This is a genomic window from Nafulsella turpanensis ZLM-10 (genome assembly GCF_000346615.1).
In the GTDB taxonomy this organism is placed as follows: domain Bacteria; phylum Bacteroidota; class Bacteroidia; order Cytophagales; family Cyclobacteriaceae; genus Nafulsella; species Nafulsella turpanensis.
The window spans coordinates 15,468-33,930 of record NZ_ANNU01000025.1; the positions used below are offsets into that span (position 1 = coordinate 15,468).

An 18,463-nucleotide genomic window follows, 5' to 3' on the forward strand; every position below is an offset into this window, starting at 1 on the left:
CTGCTTTTGCTTGTTTTATGGATTTGAGATAGAAAGGAGTTTGCCGGAAAAGGAATTATTTTTACCACTATTAGTTTTAGAGTAAAAAAAGAAGAACTGTAAGTAATTTTAAACTTAGATAAAGCAGGGTAATTACTTTTTTTAAGTGCTGAAATTGGTATATTGCAACATGATGTTGCGTAATAACATTAAAAAGCAGTACATCATTTTCCTGCTCGACCGTGCATGATTAACAACTGGATCCACCTTTTCATAAATCCTGTATACCAACAGGATGACAACCAATTCCTACAGGCAAAGAATTTATTGAGGGCCTTTTTGTTTACCGGCCTGTCTTCAACTTCTTACTTTCTGATTAGCTACATCATTGACTTTAGCCATGGAGTAAACCTGATGATAATGAATATGATCGGGTTTTTATTGCTAACCCTCATGCTAAGGTTTCGATTTTCACTGGATTTGTTAGGTAACCTTTATGTGTTAATAGGAGCATCCGGGGTAGTGGGAGTTATTTATTTTTCTGGTGGGCTAAATTCCCCCATTCTTGCCTGGTTGGCTGCTTGTCCACCGCTGGCCCTGATGTTAATAGGAAAAAGATCTGCTATGGTGTGGGCTCTATTAATGATAGTATGTCTTTTCTTTTTTGCTTACCTGGCTTACATTGACTTTCCTCTTCCACCTAATTTTAATGGAGAGTGGGAGATTATTTTTAAAGTTCATATCATCTCGGGTCTAATCTTTCTAACTTTCCTTATTAACCTGGTATTTAATAATACAAAAGAGAAGACACGAAAAATTGTTGAAGAAAAGAACCTGGAGCTAATAAATGCGTTGGAAGCGTTGGAAGGAGCTCGGGTGGCACTCGAAAAGTCTCATGACGATATTGTGCTGGCGAATATGGAGCTGGTCCGGCAAAAAGAAATTATCGAAAATAAGAACCGGGCCATTACCTCCAACCTGCGATATGCCAAAGATATGCAGAACGCAATCATGCCCAATCCTTATATTCTGCAGTCTTTGTTTGTCGATAGCTTTTATATGATGAAGCCACTGAAAATTGTAAGTGGCGACTTCTTCTGGACCACCAGGGTTGATGGACTCACTTTCGTTGCTGTGGTCGATTGTACCGGGCATGGGGTTCCGGGAGCTCTCATGAGCGTGATAGGAAATAACCTGCTCAAAGAGGCTGTAAAAATTAAAAAATTATCTGACCCACCGGAAATCCTTTCTTTTCTTCACAAAGGAGTATGTGCGGCATTGCATCAGGAAGAAACGGCCAGCCATGATGGTATGGAAATAGGCCTTTGCGTAATTGATGAGGAAAAAAGGCTGGTATTGTATAGCGGTGCCAAAATATCTTTATTCATGGCCAAGGAGGGAGGGGTTGAGCAGATAAAGGCAGATAACCAGTCTATAGGTGGAATGTATTCCGGCGCAAGGAAAGAATTCAGCTTACATTCCATTCCACTCGATTCCCCTACCAGGTTTTACATGTTTACAGATGGGCTCAAAGATCAGTTTGGAGGACCTTCAGGAAAGAAATTTATGCTAAGGCGGATTACCCAAACCATAAATCACATTTATCAGCTCCCTATGCCTATGCAAAAATCTTATATTGCAGAAATTATCAATGACTGGATGAAGGGAGAGGAGCAGTTAGATGATATTACAATAGTAGGCTTCCAGCCCAACCATCAGGAAAAATCAACGCCTTCTCCTGCCGGTTCCGGTTTTAGCCTTTTGGCTAACAATTAAGATAATTCCGGTTACCGCTACGCCTATACTTACAATGAGAGGAGTCCAGTTAGCCTGGCTTAAGGTGATTTTGTTTCCTAAAACATTTACACTTTCCGTATTCTGGTACACCTCCAGCCCATAAATCAGGGAAGCGACCAAACCAGCTACAAATAGAATTATTCCAATTAACTTCTTCATTTTATTTCGGGGGTTAGCATTCTGTTTTCAAAGCCAATAAAAGTACAAACTTTTAGCTGAGTTAAAAGCATCCTTTTAAATAAAAGATTCTCCTTGTCATCCTCCAGAACTTATTATTATATTAGGTTTCCATCGGCCTTTCCAAGTCTTTAACCCGTTAGTCCTGGCCCAGGTGAAAACAGCTTAAAAACAAATAAGGAGATCCTTTTTAGGTTTGGGAGGAACATTCAATGTGCTAATATCTGATAAACCAGAAAAAATAATTGTATGATGAAAAAATACCTGTTAATTTTCTTTTGCTGTATCATAGTAAGCCTTCCGGCTTTTTCTCAGCGCTCCCTTATTTATGCCGGTCGTTTAATTACCGGCGTGGATGAGAAACCTTCTAAAGAAGTAACCATTGTGGTAGAAGGGAATAAAATAAAAGACATCAAAAAAGGATACATTCCAGCCGGAGAGGGGGATGAAGTGATTGATCTGAAGGATAAAACAGTTCTGCCGGGGTTGATAGATATGCATGTGCACCTGGAGAGCCAGACGAGTAAAGATAAATACTCGGAGCAGTTCAGAATGGATGATGCAGATATTGCACTGCGGGCGACGCAGTATGCCGAAAGAACCCTTAACTCGGGCTTTACCAGTGTACGTGACCTTGGCGGTTCGGGCATCAATATTTCTCTTCGTGATGCTATAAATGCAGGATATATTTCCGGACCAAGGGTATTTACCTCTGGAAAATCAATTGCCACCACCGGAGGCCATGCCGACCCTACTAATGGTTTAAACCAGGACCTTACCGGAAATCCTGGTCCTAAGGAGGGAGTCATTAATGGGGCGGATGAAGCCCGGAAAGCGGTACGCCAGCGATATAAAAACGGAGCAGATCTTATAAAAATTACCGCTACTGGGGGAGTTTTAAGTGTGGCAAAAGATGGTTCAGGCCCTCAATTTACCAATGAAGAGTTGAAGGCAATTGTGGAAACAGCCAATGATTATGGTATGCATGTAGCTGCCCATGCTCATGATGCAGAAGGTATGAAAAGGGCTGTGGAGGCTGGTGTAACCACCATTGAACATGGTACGAAAATGACGGAGGAGGTAATGGATCTGATGATTAAGAACGGGACTTACCTGGTGCCTACTCTAACTGCCGGCCGGACAGTTGCCGATTCTGCCAAAATCCCTGGCTATTATCCTGCTGTGGTAGTTCCCAAAGCACTGGAAATTGGACCAAAAATTCAGGATACATTTAGCAAAGCCTACAAAAAGGGAGTTAAAATTGCTTTTGGTACAGATGCGGGAGTTTTTGTGCATGGAATTAATGCAAGGGAGTTTGAGCTGATGGTGGAGGCCGGAATGCCACCTATGGAGGCTATAAAGGCGGCCACCATTACTGGCGCCCGTATTTTAAAAGTTGAAGATGAGCTTGGTAGTATTGAGAAGGAAAAGTTGGCCGACATTATTGCGGTAAATGGAAATCCCTTGGAAGATATATCCAGTATGAAAGAGGTAGTTTTCGTGATGAAAGATGGAGAAATAGTAAAAAGGCCCTAAGGCCGGCACCAAAACTAATAAACTGTAAAAGAATTGGATAGAAATCCGGCACAAACTGCCGGATTTTTGTTTTGTTAGCTGCAAAAAAATACCTTTTATGTCATTTTGGCTGAATGCTTTGCGGGTTTTTAGATTTTTGTGCCAATATGGCGTAAGCAAGAAGAAGAATTTCCATTAAATGGTCCTTTTATTTAATTGGCACACAAATTGAAAAATTGAATAATAGAAGTAATAACTAAAGGAATTCAAACAAAAAATAAAAAAGGAGGATTAGCCATGACACTTGTTAAAAGAAACCCAATGGATACTTTTCCTGGATTCTTCGACAGCTTTTTGTTAAAAGATCGGTTTGACTGGCCAGACCTGAACAATGGCCGTGACCATTCCGCTTCGCCAGCTGTAAATATCCGGGAAAACGAAAATCAGTTTGAGCTGGAGTTAATGGCTCCTGGCTTGCAGAAGGAAAACTTTTCCATTGAAATGAATGAAAATGTGTTAACCATTTCTTTTGAAAAGGTTAATAAACAGGAAGAAGAGGAAAACAAAGACAATGGAAAGTACACCCTTCGTGAATTTTCTCTGCAAAGCTTTAAAAGGAGCTTCCGTTTCCCTGATAATGTAATCGATACAGAGAAGGTGAAGGCCAGATATGATAACGGGATTCTCCGATTGCTCCTTCCTAAAAAGGAAGAGATTAAAATGAAGCCAAAACAAATAAAAGTGGCTTAAATGTTGAAGTAAGCTTAATAATGGAAGACAGGGTAATAAGCCCTGTCTTTTTTTTACCTGAACCAGCTTGGTGGTACCGCCGGGAGTAAAACTTTTTTATTAGAAAAATGTCATATTAATAGGCTACTGGCCGTTATTTATACAACTCACCATTTTTTTTAAAGAGTATGAGTCCCATATACACCACCTCTGTCATCAGAAGAATTTTCCTGATACAGCTATTCCTGCTACTAATCGTTACCACCTCAAATGCGCAATACTTTGGCCGCAATAAAGTTGGATATAAAAATTTTGATTTTCAGGTAGTTGAAACGCCCAATTTTAAAATTTACCACTATTTCGAAAGCGATTCTGCTATTTTACACCTGGCAAAACAAACGGAAAAATGGTATGATATCCATCAGGCTGTTCTTGAAGACACCATCCGCTTTAAAAATCCATTTATTTTTTACCAGAATCATGCTGATTTTCAGCAAACAACCGCCATTAGTGGAGCAATAGGTATAGGAACCGGCGGGGTAACGGAGGGCCTGAAGAACCGGGTGGTTATGCCTGTTTTTGAAGCCAATGCGCAAACCGACCATGTTCTTGGGCATGAAATGGTCCATGCTTTTCAGTACAATATGCTTCGCGACAGCCGGGACTCATCCCTTTCTCTTGCCAACCTAAGAAACCTCCCGCTCTGGATGGTGGAAGGAATGGCGGAATATATGTCTATAGGAAGGGTAGATGCTCATACGGCCATGTGGATGCGCGATGCGTACCTGAATGAGGATATCCCTTCTATCGAAGATTTGAACACTAATCCCGAATATTTCCCTTACCGCTATGGTCAGGCTTTCTGGGCCTTTATCGGAGGGGTATGGGGAGAAGATAAGATTAAGCCGCTATTTATTGAAACAGCACGTTTAGGATTAGAAGATGCTGTCGATACCGTTTTTGGTTTCAATGTGGAGACTTTGTCCAACATGTGGCAGGAAAATTTGCGGAAACATTATGACGCTCTTCTGCAGGACACGACTACCACGCTGCCGGGTAGGAAGGTGCTGTGGGAAGAGAATGCCGGTGAAATGAATCTTGCCCCATCCATTAGCCCCAATGGAGAGTACATCATGTTCCTTTCTGAGCTTAATATTTTTACCATAGATTTATTTTTGGCTGATGCGGAGACAGGCGAAATTATAGAAAAGGTTTCCAGTGCCAGTCGAAATAGCCATATCGATGCCTTTAGCTATGTGGAGTCTGCCGGGAGCTGGGCTCCTGATAGCCGCAGGTTTGCCTTTGCTGCCTTTAGTAAAGGCCGGAATAAGTTAATTATTGTCGACGGGCAGCGGGGAGAAACTATCGAAGAATATTTTATTCCAGGAGTTCCTGCCTTCAGCAATCCGGCCTGGTCTCCAGATGGAGAAGGAGTAGTTGTAACCGGATTGGTGGAAGGGCAAAGCGACCTTTATTTCTTCGACCTTGAGGCCCAGGAGGTAGTTCAGCTCACAGACGATAATTTCTCTGATTTGCAACCCAGTTGGTCGCCCGATGGCAGGTACATTGTATTTTCAACTGACAGGCTTAGTTTTGAAGTAGAAGGACCCTATGCCATGAATAGCTATAACCTGGCGGTTTACGATACGGAGGATGGTTCCATTGAAAACCTGGAAGTTTTCCCGGGTGCGGATAATATGGACCCAATTTTCACTCCGGATAATGAAAATATTATTTTTCTCTCTAACCGGGATGGTTTCCGGAATTTGTACAGGTACGACATTCGTACAGGCCAGGTATTCCAGCTGACAGATATACTTACCGGAATAAGCGGTATAACTGAATATTCTCCTGCTATCAGTATATCCAATAATACAGGGGAATTGGTTTATTCACTATACAAGGATAATAAATATTCTATTTACAAGGCTACGGCAGAAGATTTGGAAGGCTGGGAAGTAGAGCCTTTCGCCGTAGATTTTACCGCAGCGACACTTCCTCCTTTCGACCCGGCCGGTATCCAGGAAATCAGCACCAATTTGATGAATTCTGCTGCCTTTGCCGACCTTTCTCCCGATTCAGTAAAAGTAGTGCCTTATCGACCGGAGTTTAAGCTCGATTATATTGGGAATTCCGGGGTAGGAGTTTCTGCAGGTCGTTTCGGAACAGGAATAGCAGGAGGGGTAAATGCTATCTTCAGCGATATTCTTGGAAATCAGCAGTTGTATACTGCTTTGGCCATTAACGGAGAAATTTACGATTTTGGCGGTCAGGTAGCTTACATTAACCAGAAAGGCCGTTTAAACTGGGGAGGGAGTATCTCCCACATGCCGTATAGAACCGGCCGTTTAAACCTCGTGGTGGACGAAATCCCTTTCCGGGATACCACTTTAATAGTCGATAACCTGCAGTTTGATATCCTAAGGGTATTTGAGGATAAAGTTAGCTTGTTCAGTTATATCCCGTTTAGCACAGTTCGCAGGTTTGAATTTGGTGGGGCTATGGCTTATTATAGTTACCGTTTCGACCGGATAAATAATTACTATTATGGGCCCTCAAAAATAGACCAGGAAAGAGAAAGACTGGATGCTCCTGATTCTTATTTCCTCCAGCAACTGGATGCCGCTTATGTGGGAGACAATTCTTTTTTTGGTATTGCCTCTCCGGTTAAAGGCCATCGCTTCCGTATTGGGGCCGAAACGTATTTTGGGGAGCTAAACTTCTCTTCGGTACTGGCCGACTATCGCCGGTACTTTTTCCTGAACCCCTTTACAGTTGCTTTCCGTGGCTACCATTACGCCCGTTATGGGAGTGATGCCGAAAGTAACAGACTGATGCCTCTCTTTATTGGTTTTCCAACACTTATCCACGGATATGAAAATGTAAACCTTGGCGGCCGTCGCGATATTTATGGCAACACTTTTAGTATAAATGAATTAACCGGTAGCCGTATTCTGGTTTCAAACGTTGAATTCAGGGTTCCCTTAACCGGGCCAAAAAGACTTGCTCTAATTGGTTCCCGCTACCTCTTTACTGAGCTGAATTTCTTTTTCGATGGCGGTATTGCCTGGGATTCTAACAGCAGTGATATAAAGTTTAATGCAGAGGAAGTAAATGCCAATGACCCTACGGAAAGGGCTCCTGTTTTTAGTACCGGTGTAGGTTTAAGAATTAATGTATTTGGTCAGCTGATTATTGAACCTTATTATGCCTTTCCTCTTCAGCGGCAGGATATATCTGGTGGAACATTTGGAATAAACTTTTCGCCTGGCTGGTAAATGTATAATGGGAGAGATGTGGTAATTGAACAAGGAGAAAATGTCTCCTTGCCATGGGATAACGTTTTTAGATGTTAATGGAAAATATTAATAACCTCATGTTAATAGTGTTATTGATGATGCCGTTTGAGGTTTCCTCCCTGCTGCTTTTATTTTCGTTTCCCTGCACGGAATGAGTTTTTTCTTTTTTCCTCTGGCTGCATTTTCAGTTGCATGAATAGTTCCTCACGGTTTAGTTCCTTCACTTCACCACTCAGCATCCCGTCAATGGAAAGAGCTTCAATTCTTACCCTTACCAGACGAAGGGTAGGAAACCCAACCGCTGCAGTCATTCTCCTTACCTGTCTGTTTTTCCCTTCCTGCAGGCTCAGAGAAAGCCAGCTGGTGGGGATTTCCTTCCGGAAGCGAATGGGAGGGTTTCGTTCCGGAAGCATGGGTTCTGAGGAGAGGAGGGAAGCCACTGAAGGCCGTGTATGATATTCCTTTTTATTAATTTTAATGGTTACCCCCTGCTCCAGTTTCTTTAATGCTTCCGATGTTATCGCCCCATCTACCTGAACGAAATAAGTTCGCCAATGCTTTTGCTGAGGATGAAGTAACCGGCTGTTGAGCGATTTATCATTTGTTAAAATTAATAAGCCTTCACTGTCTGCATCCAGTCGCCCTACAGGATAAACCTCTTTCGGAAATTCAAATAAGCTACCCAGCCCTTCTTTTCCTCCCTCAGCGCTAAACTGCGATAGTATACCAAAAGGCTTATAAATGATAAAATATCTATGATGTTCCATATTGCACTCCTAAATGAGAAGCAGTTTTCTAGTTTTTCAGAAAAAATTGCTTCTTTTTTTGGTTTAAGAAATTTCTCCTGTTTTATTTGCTTTTTCTCCGGAAAAAATGGAAACAAATGAAATTTCCTGGGGAAAATAAGCGTTCCTTAACTGCAAACTTAGCAGAATTTTAGCTGCTAAAGAATGGAAGGTCCGTTTGTGTAAGGTGGGATGCCTGTAATGTACAGGTCTGGAAAATTTAAAAGAAGAGTAGAATGGAAAAGGCGACATTTGGTGCAGGTTGTTTCTGGTGTGTAGAGGCAGTTTTTCAGAACCTGGAAGGGGTAGAAAAGGTGGAATCAGGTTATGCGGGCGGTCATAAAGAAAATCCATCTTATAAAGAAGTAACCACAGGGAGTACAGGCCATGCAGAAGTGGTACAGATAACCTATAATCCTGAGGTAGTTTCATTTAAGGAGCTGCTGGAAGTGTTCTGGAAAACGCATGATCCAACCACTCTCAACCGCCAGGGGGCAGATGTGGGGACTCAATATCGATCCGCAGTGTTTTATCATACCGATGAACAGAAGCGGCTAGCCGAAGAATACAGGGAGTCGCTGGAACAATCAGGTGCCTGGGATTCGCCTATTGTAACGGAGATAAGCCCGCTTGAAAAGTTTTACCCTGCTGAAGATTACCATCATAATTATTACAGGCAAAATGGAGGAGAACCATATTGTTCATTTGTGATACGCCCGAAACTGGAAAAATTTAAAAAAGCTTTTGCCGGAAAATTAAAAAGCCCGGTAGGAAAAGAATAGCGGCTGTGGAAAGGGAACGGTAATATTTACCTGTCCCAATAAAAAATAAGGAAAAGGAAAAAGGAAATGAACTTCCAGGCCTGAAACTTTGTAAAAATAGAGGATTTGGCCGGGCATAATACAAAAACATCAACACTTATCCATTACCCTTTTTCTCTTACAAGATTAATTAAGTGAACTAAAACCCTACTTTAAAAAGGAGCTGCAGTAAAAAGCAGCGCTTAGCCATGCCTGAGTTTAGTACAATCTTAAGCCTGGAGCAGGAATGATTGTTTAGGTGCGGAAGGAAAATATGAGGAGATACATAAAAGAATGAGACAGTTAAAAATAACCAACACTATTACCAACAGGGATAGTGCAACACTTGAGAAGTACTTTAACGAAGTTTCGAAGCTGGAGTTGCTTACAGCAGACGAAGAAGTTACACTTGCAAGCCGAATTAAGGAAGGCGATCAACTGGCGCTTGAAAAGCTGGTGAAGGCCAACCTCCGCTTTGTAGTTTCGGTAGCAAAGCAGTACCACCACAGTAAAGTGCCATTGAATGACCTCATTAATGAAGGAAACCTGGGCCTTATTAAGGCTGCCCAGATGTTCGATGCTACCAAAGGGTTTAAGTTTATTTCTTATGCCGTATGGTGGATTCGGCAGTCGATTATGCAGGCACTGGATAACCATTCCAGAATGGTAAGAATTCCAAGTAATAAAATAAATGGTCTGTCGAAAATAAACCAGGCGATTTCACGTATGGAGCAGACTTACGAGCGGCAGCCTACCGAGGAAGAGCTTGCTGAATTCCTTGAGCTGGACATTAATGATATCAAGAATACCAATTATGCTTCTATGAAGCAGCTTTCTTTGGATGCGCCATTTGAAGAAGGAGAGGGAAACTCTTTGTTAGATGTTCTGGATGATCCGGATTCTAATGCAGCAGGAAATAATTTCGTTGAAAGCAGTTCTTTAAAAGGGGAGCTCCATCGCCTGCTCGCTGTTCTGTCTGATCGTGAAAGAGAAATCCTTATCCGCTTTTTCGGTATCGGATCAGATTATAGCCAGTCACTGGATGATATTGCCGATGATTTAAGCCTTACCAGGGAAAGGGTTCGTCAGATAAAAGAAAATGCCCTGAAGAAATTAAGATCTAAGTCTGGAATGAAGCTGTTGCTTCCTTACCTGAACTAAAATCCTTTTTGGATTAATGAAAGCTAAACAGGTACTGTAATAAATAATTACGGTGCCTGTTTTTTTTGCCATAATTTCCCAATTACCTTCTGGTAAAAAGCATTAGCAGCAGTAGGCTCAGCTAAAGTAAAAATGAGGGGAGGGAAGCGTTTGACCTACTTTTAATTAAAAAGAAAACATATGCTATAAACAACGTGTCCTTTTATCAAAAGCAGCAGAAAAACAAAAATTTTTCAGGTATTGGACTTCTTCTAAAGTAACAGGAGTTAAAAAATTTCTACATAAAAAATAGCACTATGATTAAAACATTGTCAATATGGTCCACCTTGTTCTCCCTCTTGCTGCTGGCCTGTTCCAGCGGGCCTGCCAGTGAGGAGGGGGGCAGGCAGGAATTGAAAATAGAAACAGCCAGCTTAGAACTTCAGGCTTCTGAGCTGGATACCGCCACTTTTGCGGGTGGATGCTTTTGGTGTACCGAAGCATATTTTGAAAGAGTAAAAGGAGTTAAGGCAGTCGTTTCAGGGTATTCAGGTGGAACTACCCCAAATCCTACTTATAAACAGGTGAGCTACGGGCAAACAGATTATGCAGAGGCTGTTCAGGTTTATTATGATCCGGAGGTAGTCGATTATGCCACCTTGCTAAAAGTGTTTTTTGCCACTATCGATCCTACCCAGGTAAACCGGCAGGGGCCTGATGTTGGAGAGCAGTACCGTTCTGTGGTTTTTTATGATGGCAAAAAGGAAAAGAAGCTGGCGACCGAATACGTGGAAAAGCTGAGTGTATCTGGAAAGTATAGGAAACCAATTGCCACAAAGGTTCAGCCTCTCACAAATTTCTATGTGGCAGAGGACTACCACCAGGATTATTATGAGCTTAATCCTAATGATCCGTATGTTGTTTCGGTTGCCCGGCCAAAGGTGAAAAAGTTTGTAAAAGAATACCCGGAGCTTCTGAAGGAAAAGTATAAAAAATAGGATGTGGCAGTTTAACAGAAGCCACAGATATCAAAAAATCCCCGACCATTCAGTATGGTCGGGGGTTTTTGCTTGTCAAAGCTAAAAGTTCTAAGGACTTAGTAGCGGAGTAAAGCCACCATTGGGGTCTGGATGGTTTTATCTGGTAACTCAGAAGGGTCCACCACAAAAGCCTGTCCGCCGTTGAGAATGGTTTGTATAGCAGATTTGCTTACCAGGTCCATGTCTCCTTCCTGAAACTCCTCGTGCACATCCACATCCTGGGTGTCCGCTTTGAAACTGCCCCATTTATGAGCACCTTTAGCAACAAATAAAGAGTCAATTCGGCCATTGAAGGCTGCTGGCACTATCTCATTCAGGTGGTAGGTGGTTTTACCTGTGCCGGCTAAATCATGGTAAGCATTTCGACTTCTTTCTCTTTCTCTATTGAAATGAGGTTCTACAATTTTCCAGCTCTTCTTATGAAGGTCTCTTGCCTGCATTTCGTCAGGGTTTCCTTCCACTCCCTGGGGCATCACATGGTAGTTAAAGCCATTAGACGCTTCGCGGAATAAAGGCTGCAGGTATTCAACAGACGCTAGTACCAAAGGGGTTTTAGGATTAAACAGGTAGTGTTTAAGTCCTTCGTTAAGATTTCGGAAGTACTCCTTAAGCAGGTGCTCATCATCTGAAGGATTATCGCCCTGGCCATGGAAGTTTGACCCGCCCCGGTTTCCGGATGGGTTTAAGTAGCCTCCTCCCTGAGATGTTCCAGGAGCAGGTGCTCCACCACCCTGTGAGCTGGACTGGTTCTGAATGCCTTTTTCAAAGTCGTAATTTTTAAGTACTTCAATCAGGCCTTGCTGCAGGGTGTCCTCTGTATCTATTTCATTTATATAGAAGCGGGTAGCCTCAAAAAGCCTTACCTTATTCTTGCTGATGGCCAGTATATGGTAAAGTCCGTCGCCGCTCATTAGAGGAATTAAAGGAAGTAACTGGAAAGATTGGGTAACACTGCAGAAATCTTCCATTTCAATAGGAAGTCTGTGGTAACTGAAATGATTTTCTGAACGGAATACCGCCAGACCTTCCAGCTGCTGGTGCCAGAAATTTACGTCCTGTTGCAGCTTATATAAAGGCTCAAGTAGCTCTTCAACCTTTCTTCCATTCAGTCCCTTCTTTTCCAAACTCTGCTTTACCTTTTGAATCTGGTTTTTAAAGGCAATGGCATCCTGCCCGTTATTCACCTCTTTCCCGGCACGGTGGGTTGGAATAAAAATACTTATGCAATTATCCGCTCGATGGCTGGCCAATTCTTCCAGTTCTTTTTGGGTTAATATTTTCATACACTTAAAAATTAAAGTTTTTTCAAAAACTGCTTTCCTTTTCAACCGATTAAAAAGTGGGTTGTTTAGAGATATTTTAGTTTGAAAAAGGAGGAAAATTTTAAAAAGCTTATAACTATTCAGATAGTGGCATAGTTTTTAATATGATTCTACCGTATAATAAATGAAATTCAGGGATAAAAAGGGAAAATATTTGACTTCTATCTCAATTCCTGTTTTCTTTAATTTTTTGAACAAACAAAATTATTAGAAAATGAAGAAGAATAGAACAGTTAAAATGGTGAAGACTTTTGTAATGGTTATCGTACTGGCCCTGTTTGGCTTTAACAATGCAGTAGCCCAGGATGGGACGGAAATTACCGACGATAAACTGGAGGCTTACATCATGGTAATGGATTCGGTAACTGTTTTGAAAACACAGTTGTCTGATACGGTAAGTGCCATGATAGTAGAGCATGAGTTAATGGACGGTGGCAGAGCTTACAATATCATCAAGTCTGCTGCAGGCGATAGTGTTCAGCTTGCTGAAGAAGGCATAACAGACGAGCAGCTGGTGGCATTTAAAGAGCTACAGAAAAAAAGAGAAGAGCTTGAAGCTGCTTTAAATGAGTCATTCAGTAATTTAGTAAAAGAATATGTTGGTATTTCAGAATATAATACCATTAGAAAGGGCCTCAAAAACGATCCGGAACTAAAAGAACGTTATCAGGCACTAAAAGAATCTGATACAGCTGAGGCTGCCACTACTGAAAGTGGTACTCCTGAGTAAGAGTTGTTTGCTTTTATGTGGGAAGGCTGCCAATCGGTAGCCTTTTTTCGTACCTTTATGTTTTGGCAGCCTCTGTAAAAAAAGAGTAAGTGAAGATGGCGATATACTATCTACCACTAGTTCGTCGTATATTTGGTAGAGCCGGTGGGTAAGAGGCATTGGTAAAAATTTGTTTATGGGTAAAGTATCTGTTTTACTTCTTTCTTTACTTTTGTTTTCAATGCCACAGGTTTTAGCCCAGCGGCAAATGAATGAACCTCCTCCATTTCAAAACAAGGAAGTAAAAAGGAGTATTTTTCGGCAGGCCCTGAGCAAAGTAAATATAGGAACTAGCTCAGGCTATGGCTATACCAGATACCAGCAAAACCTGCAAGGTAATTCCATTCTCCTGAAAGAAGGTGTTCATTATCTTGTTCCTGATCCGAGTCTGAAAAAGAGCAATACCAGTGTGGTGAGAGGCTATGCCGGCTGGCTTACCAATCCAGTAGATTACCCGAATCTTATTGCATCTGACGAGGATATTATCGTTCCGGGCGACTCCGTGCAGCTAGGGCTTGCTGGCTCCGGCCAAAGTATTCCGCTTAACCTTAGCCTCCACATAAACCTGATTGACCGGATAAAAGTCGGGGGTGGGGTGGCCGCAGAGTGGCATAGCATCCGTGAAGTGGCGTTTACTGAAGCCGCTGATATTCTGGGGCCATACAAGTCCAATGTCAGTTCAGCTCTTATCCTTCGGTATTATGGTCTTCTTGGGGCAAGGATAAGCCGCTGGTATTTCTGGGATTTTACCTTAGATACCCATATAGGGAAAAAGAAGTATACCGGCCCTTTTAGTCAGGAAAGCCTTAGGGATGGCTTCTATTTTAATGTAGGACTCCTGACCGAAAAACATTTTTCAGAATACTTTCGCCTCACCCTTCGCCCTTCGGTAGAATGGGCTTCTTATAATATGGATCTTGGCACCTCAGGCCACTCCGTAAAAACCAATACCCCATCATTCTTTTTACAAGCAGGGATTAGCCTTAATTATCCGCGCCTGCCGCGCTGCCCGATTGATCGCTGCCACGTTCAGCTTGAGCATGTACACTTCGGAAAGGAGTACAGAGGGCAGCCTATTTACCGCTGGCAAAATCCAAAATACGGCCAAAATCATCCGGAACTCATGCGGAACAAAAAGCGGAGCAAAGATGATACGGAACAAAGGCAGCAGTACCAGCGGAAGCGCAAAAAATTTCTGTTTTGGTAGCCTGTTTTATCCCCTTCATTTAAAGTGTTACTTCAAGCCTATTGAGGTAGGCAGGTTGGATTTTTTTGATTAAATTGCAGGCTGTATTAGACAATCAACTCATTTATGGCAGAAGGATTAAACGAAAACATCATCCCTATCAATATTGAGGATGAAATGCGGGGAGCCTATATCGACTACTCCATGTCGGTTATTATTTCCCGTGCCCTGCCCGATGTGCGCGATGGCCTTAAGCCCGTGCATCGCCGGGTGTTATACGGAATGTTGGAGCTGGGAGTCACCTATAATAAAGCATACAAAAAATCGGCCCGTATTGTAGGAGAGGTGTTGGGTAAGTACCACCCACATGGCGACTCTTCTGTATATGATACCATGGTCCGGATGGCCCAGCCATGGTCGCTCCGTTACCCGCTGGTGGACGGCCAGGGTAACTTCGGCTCCATTGACGGCGACTCACCCGCGGCCATGCGTTATACCGAAGCCCGCCTCCGCCGTATTGCAGAAGAACTACTGGCGGATATCAATAAAAATACGGTTGATTTTCAGCCAAACTTCGACGATTCCCTTCAGGAGCCTTCCGTTTTACCAGGAAAACTACCTAACCTCCTGCTTAACGGAGCTTCAGGTATTGCGGTAGGGATGGCCACCAATATGCCTCCTCATAACCTTACTGAGGTTGTAAATGGTATTGTTGCCTATATCGATAATAACGATATAGAAATTGCTGAATTAATGCAGCACATTACCGCACCTGATTTCCCTACAGGAGCTACCATCTATGGCTATCAGGGAGTAAAGGCGGCCTTTGAAACAGGTCGCGGGCGTATTGTTATGCGCGCCAAAGCGCATTTCGATACTACAAAAACTGGGAAGGAGCAGATTATCGTCTCTGAAATTCCTTACCAGGTGAATAAGGCCAGCATGATTGAAAAAACAGCGGCCTTAGTTAACGAAAAGAAAATTGAAGGTATTTCCGATATCCGCGATGAATCCGACAGAAACGGTTTGCGGATTGTTTACGACCTGAAGAGAGATGCCATTCCCAATGTAGTCCTCAATAACCTTTATAAATATACGCAGCTCCAGTCTTCTTTTGGGGTTAACAATGTGGCCCTTGTAAAAGGCCGACCCGAAACGCTGAACCTCAAGGACATGATCCATCATTATGTGGACCACCGCCACGAGGTGGTTGTCCGCAGAACGGAGTATGAACTGGATGAGGCACAGAAAAGAGCGCATATTCTGGAAGGTTATCTCATAGCACTGGATAATCTGGATGAAATTATTGAATTAATTCGTGGTTCCCGCGACCCTGAAATTGCCCGTAATGGACTGATTGAACGCTTTAGTCTCAGTGAGATACAGGCTCGTGCTATTTTAGATATGCGTTTGCAGCGCCTCACGGGCATGGAACGTGAAAAGATCCAGAATGAGTACAATGAGGTAATGGCACAGATAGAAGATCTGCGCGACATCCTGGCAAGGGTGGAGCGCCGGATGGAGATTATCAAAGACGAGCTACTGCAGTTACAGGAGCGTTATGGTGATGACCGCCGTACTGATATCGTGCATAGTGCAGAAGACATTACGATCGAGGACATGATCCCGAATGAAGCGGTAGTACTGACCATTTCGCATCAGGGATATGTGAAGAGAACCCAGCTGGCCGAATACCGAACGCAGGGCCGGGGAGGAGTGGGCTCCAGAGGAGTGTCTACAAAAGAAGATGATTTTACCGAGCACCTTTTCATTGCCCACACCCACAACTATCTGTTAATCTTCACCGAGAAGGGTAAAGTTTTCTGGATGAAGGTGTATGAAATTCCGGAGGGAAGTAAAAACTCCAAAGGTCGGGCAATACAGAACCTGATTAATATTGAGCCGGACGATAATGTTCGGGCTGTTATTAATGTTGAAAACCTCAAGGACGAGGACTACCTCAATAATAACTACCTGGTAATGTGTACCATCAATGGTACCATTAAAAAGACCCCGCTGGAAGCTTACTCACGCCCACGCCAGAATGGCGTAAACGCCATTACCATCAATGACGGCGATCGTCTGCTAGATGTGCGAATTACCAATGGCAACAACCATATTGTGATGGCACTTGAATCTGGACGCGCTATTCACTTTCATGAAGCAGATGTTCGTTCCATGGGCCGTACCGCTGCCGGTGTAAGAGGTATAAGCCGTGAGAATGAGGAAGATAAGGTAATTGGCATGGTATGTGTTAGTAGAGAAGATGCCAGCCTGTTGGTAGTGAGTGAGAGGGGCTATGGCAAGCGTTCATCAACCGAGGAGTATCGTATTACCAAAAGAGGTGGTAAGGGAGTGAAGGCGATGAAAATTACGGAAAAGACTGGTAACCTGGTAGCTATCAAAGAAGTAATCGATAGCGATGAGCTGATGATTATTAACCGCTCCGGGATTACCATCCGTTTAAAGGTGGATGATCTGCGGGTGATGGGCCGTGCCACTCAGGGAGTGAAGCTGATTAGGCTTGGCGAAAATGATAAAATTTCTTCCGTTGAAAAAATTGAAGCAATAGAAGAGGAAGAAATCGAAAACAATATCGTGGAAGAGGAGATAAAAGATGTGGAGAAGCTCGATAATGTCGATGATCCCGATCCGGATATGGATGCTAAGTAAAAGAACCTTTAACAACTAAATTTTTATATTCTTATGAAGAAACCACTCATTATTTTACTGATGTGCTTTGGTTTTGTTGCTGGTTATGCCCAGAATAAAGCCGTCAGAAAAGCCTCCAGTCACCTTGAAAAAGGAGAACTGGCGGAAGCTAAAGCACAGATTGACCAGGCTGTTGTACATGAAAAAACCCTGGATGAGGCTAAGACTTGGTTCACCAAAGGACAGGTATATAGTGCCATTGCTACTTCGGAAGATGAGTCCGTTAAAAACCTTGCACCTGAAGCCCTGAAAGAAGCAGCAACCGCTTTTCGGAAAGCCATGGAGCTTGAGGGGAAAGAAAGTGCTCCAATGTATGTTTTTGCTCAGCAGGAATTAGAAAATCTTTGGGGGCAAATGATTAACCAGGGAGCAACCTCATATGAGGCAGCCAATTATGAAGAAGCAGTTAAGTTTTTTGACCGCGCACTTTTAGTGAAGCCTACAGATACCACTGCTGCACTTTATGCAGGAGTGGCCGCTCAGCAAATGGGGAACCAGGATCTGGCATCCACTTACTTCTATAAGCTGGTTGAAACCGGAAATGCTGACAAGGATATTTTCAATACCCTGATTGCCTACGAGCGTGACCAGAAGGAGAACTTCGAAAAAGCACAGGCACTGATTGACCAGGCCCAGGCAAAATATCCTGATGATGTACAATTCAAAAAGCAGGAAGTAAGCTTATTACTGAAGCAGGACAAAACTGCCGAAGCTAAAACGGAATTAGAACAGGCAATTGCCGCAGAGCCTAATAATCCGGATCTGTACTTTAACCTTGGTTATTTAAATGAAGAACTGGGAGATGCTGAAGCAGCTATCGCAGCCTATAAAAAGGCGCTGGAGGTAGACCCAAAGCATGCCAACTCCGCCTTTAACCTGGCGGTAATTCATTATAACAGGGCCGCTGATTTGATTAAAGAAGCCAATAGCCTGGGGATTAGTGCCGCAGACCGCAAAAAAACAAAAGAGCTGGAAGCGAAAGCTAAAACTTTATTTACCGAAGCACTGCCTTTTCTTGAGCAAGCGCTGGCGTTACACCCGGACAACCGTACCATCATGGAAATTACCATGGTTGCTTATGACAGAGCCGGGATGACAGACAAAGCCAATGCGCTGCAAAAGAAAGTCGACAGCATGCCTGTAGAGTAAGTTGCTCACAACTAAGAAGACTAAAAAACCCGGGCCAGCAATGGAACCGGGTTTTTTATTGCAG

Annotated in this window: 14 protein-coding genes; 11 read left to right on the forward strand and 3 right to left on the reverse strand. The window is 42.9% G+C overall.

Annotation, left to right across the window (positions count from 1 at the left end):
* The first annotated feature begins 225 nt into the window (after nucleotides 1-225).
* Nucleotides 226-1,755 (forward strand): PP2C family protein-serine/threonine phosphatase, encoded by a 1,530-nt coding sequence (locus F752_RS0111425; RefSeq protein ID WP_017731879.1) that lies wholly within the window; start codon nucleotides 226-228, stop codon nucleotides 1,753-1,755.
* Here the strand turns inward: F752_RS0111425 and F752_RS0111430 are convergent.
* Nucleotides 1,705-1,935 (reverse strand): hypothetical protein, encoded by a 231-nt coding sequence (locus tag F752_RS0111430; protein WP_017731880.1) that lies wholly within the window; start codon nucleotides 1,933-1,935, stop codon nucleotides 1,705-1,707. The genes F752_RS0111425 and F752_RS0111430 overlap by 51 nt on opposite strands.
* Nucleotides 1,936-2,202: 267 nt before the next feature.
* Here F752_RS0111430 and F752_RS0111435 point away from each other — a divergent pair, with 267 nt between their 5' ends.
* From F752_RS0111435 to F752_RS0111445, 3 genes are all read left to right on the forward strand, one after another.
* Nucleotides 2,203-3,489, forward strand: coding sequence for a metal-dependent hydrolase family protein (locus F752_RS0111435; protein WP_017731881.1), 1,287 nt, complete (start codon nucleotides 2,203-2,205; stop codon nucleotides 3,487-3,489).
* A 276-nt stretch (nucleotides 3,490-3,765) separates the two neighbouring features.
* Nucleotides 3,766-4,218: an Hsp20/alpha crystallin family protein gene (locus F752_RS0111440; protein WP_017731882.1), complete on the forward strand. Its 453-nt coding sequence runs from the start codon at nucleotides 3,766-3,768 to the stop codon at nucleotides 4,216-4,218.
* A 167-nt stretch (nucleotides 4,219-4,385) separates the two neighbouring features.
* On the forward strand, nucleotides 4,386-7,475 hold the full coding sequence (locus F752_RS0111445) for a PD40 domain-containing protein (RefSeq protein WP_017731883.1): 3,090 nt from the start codon (nucleotides 4,386-4,388) through the stop codon (nucleotides 7,473-7,475).
* Between the two features lie 149 nt (nucleotides 7,476-7,624).
* On the opposite strand, the gene F752_RS0111450 is transcribed toward F752_RS0111445, so the two are convergent.
* The gene (locus F752_RS0111450) at nucleotides 7,625-8,263 is read right to left on the reverse strand and encodes a pseudouridine synthase (RefSeq protein WP_017731884.1); all 639 of its coding nucleotides are present in this window, start codon (nucleotides 8,261-8,263) and stop codon (nucleotides 7,625-7,627) included.
* 254 nt (nucleotides 8,264-8,517) lie between these two features.
* On the opposite strand from F752_RS0111450, the gene msrA (F752_RS23945) reads away from it, so the two are divergent.
* From msrA (F752_RS23945) to msrA (F752_RS0111475), 3 genes are all read left to right on the forward strand, one after another.
* Entirely contained in the window at nucleotides 8,518-9,063 is a 546-nt protein-coding gene (gene msrA, locus F752_RS23945) for a peptide-methionine (S)-S-oxide reductase MsrA (RefSeq protein WP_017731886.1), read from the forward strand.
* A gap of 312 nt (nucleotides 9,064-9,375) precedes the next feature.
* A complete protein-coding gene (locus F752_RS0111470; protein WP_017731888.1) occupies nucleotides 9,376-10,242 on the forward strand; it encodes a sigma-70 family RNA polymerase sigma factor in 867 nt (288 codons plus the stop codon).
* 296 nt (nucleotides 10,243-10,538) lie between these two features.
* Nucleotides 10,539-11,219, forward strand: a complete 681-nt coding sequence (gene msrA / locus F752_RS0111475) for a peptide-methionine (S)-S-oxide reductase MsrA (RefSeq protein WP_051049892.1) — start codon at nucleotides 10,539-10,541, stop codon at nucleotides 11,217-11,219.
* 98 nt (nucleotides 11,220-11,317) lie between these two features.
* Here msrA (F752_RS0111475) and F752_RS0111480 read toward each other — a convergent pair whose 3' ends face one another.
* Entirely contained in the window at nucleotides 11,318-12,544 is a 1,227-nt protein-coding gene (locus tag F752_RS0111480) for a baeRF3 domain-containing protein (protein WP_026135682.1), read from the reverse strand.
* 253 nt (nucleotides 12,545-12,797) lie between these two features.
* On the opposite strand from F752_RS0111480, the gene F752_RS0111485 reads away from it, so the two are divergent.
* The 4 genes from F752_RS0111485 to F752_RS0111500 all read left to right on the forward strand — a co-directional run bounded on the left by F752_RS0111485 (nucleotide 12,798) and on the right by F752_RS0111500 (nucleotide 18,399).
* The gene (locus F752_RS0111485; protein WP_017731891.1) at nucleotides 12,798-13,313 is read left to right on the forward strand and encodes a hypothetical protein; all 516 of its coding nucleotides are present in this window, start codon (nucleotides 12,798-12,800) and stop codon (nucleotides 13,311-13,313) included.
* Nucleotides 13,314-13,533: 220 nt separating this feature from the next.
* A complete protein-coding gene (locus F752_RS0111490) occupies nucleotides 13,534-14,559 on the forward strand; it encodes a hypothetical protein (protein WP_160164110.1) in 1,026 nt (341 codons plus the stop codon).
* Nucleotides 14,560-14,664: 105 nt separating this feature from the next.
* Nucleotides 14,665-17,211 carry a DNA gyrase subunit A gene (gene gyrA, locus F752_RS0111495; protein WP_017731893.1) on the forward strand — a complete coding sequence of 849 codons (2,547 nt, stop codon included), beginning with the start codon at nucleotides 14,665-14,667 and terminating at the stop codon, nucleotides 17,209-17,211.
* Between the two features lie 33 nt (nucleotides 17,212-17,244).
* Nucleotides 17,245-18,399: a tetratricopeptide repeat protein gene (locus F752_RS0111500; RefSeq protein ID WP_017731894.1), complete on the forward strand. Its 1,155-nt coding sequence runs from the start codon at nucleotides 17,245-17,247 to the stop codon at nucleotides 18,397-18,399.
* The last annotated feature ends 64 nt before the right edge of the window (nucleotides 18,400-18,463 follow it).

Bases quoted from the DNA above. Each gene is read 5' to 3' on its own strand.
- F752_RS0111425 (WP_017731879.1), top strand. From the start codon at position 226: ATGATTAACAACTGGATCCACCTTTTCATAAATCCTGTATACCAACAG.
- F752_RS0111430 (WP_017731880.1), bottom strand. From the start codon at position 1,935: ATGAAGAAGTTAATTGGAATAATTCTATTTGTAGCTGGTTTGGTCGCT.
- F752_RS0111435 (WP_017731881.1), top strand. From the start codon at position 2,203: ATGATGAAAAAATACCTGTTAATTTTCTTTTGCTGTATCATAGTAAGC.
- F752_RS0111440 (WP_017731882.1), top strand. From the start codon at position 3,766: ATGACACTTGTTAAAAGAAACCCAATGGATACTTTTCCTGGATTCTTC.
- F752_RS0111445 (WP_017731883.1), top strand. From the start codon at position 4,386: ATGAGTCCCATATACACCACCTCTGTCATCAGAAGAATTTTCCTGATA.
- F752_RS0111450 (WP_017731884.1), bottom strand. From the start codon at position 8,263: ATGGAACATCATAGATATTTTATCATTTATAAGCCTTTTGGTATACTA.
- msrA (WP_017731886.1), top strand. From the start codon at position 8,518: ATGGAAAAGGCGACATTTGGTGCAGGTTGTTTCTGGTGTGTAGAGGCA.
- F752_RS0111470 (WP_017731888.1), top strand. From the start codon at position 9,376: ATGAGACAGTTAAAAATAACCAACACTATTACCAACAGGGATAGTGCA.
- msrA (WP_051049892.1), top strand. From the start codon at position 10,539: ATGATTAAAACATTGTCAATATGGTCCACCTTGTTCTCCCTCTTGCTG.
- F752_RS0111480 (WP_026135682.1), bottom strand. From the start codon at position 12,544: ATGAAAATATTAACCCAAAAAGAACTGGAAGAATTGGCCAGCCATCGA.
- F752_RS0111485 (WP_017731891.1), top strand. From the start codon at position 12,798: ATGAAGAAGAATAGAACAGTTAAAATGGTGAAGACTTTTGTAATGGTT.
- F752_RS0111490 (WP_160164110.1), top strand. From the start codon at position 13,534: ATGCCACAGGTTTTAGCCCAGCGGCAAATGAATGAACCTCCTCCATTT.
- gyrA (WP_017731893.1), top strand. From the start codon at position 14,665: ATGGCAGAAGGATTAAACGAAAACATCATCCCTATCAATATTGAGGAT.
- F752_RS0111500 (WP_017731894.1), top strand. From the start codon at position 17,245: ATGAAGAAACCACTCATTATTTTACTGATGTGCTTTGGTTTTGTTGCT.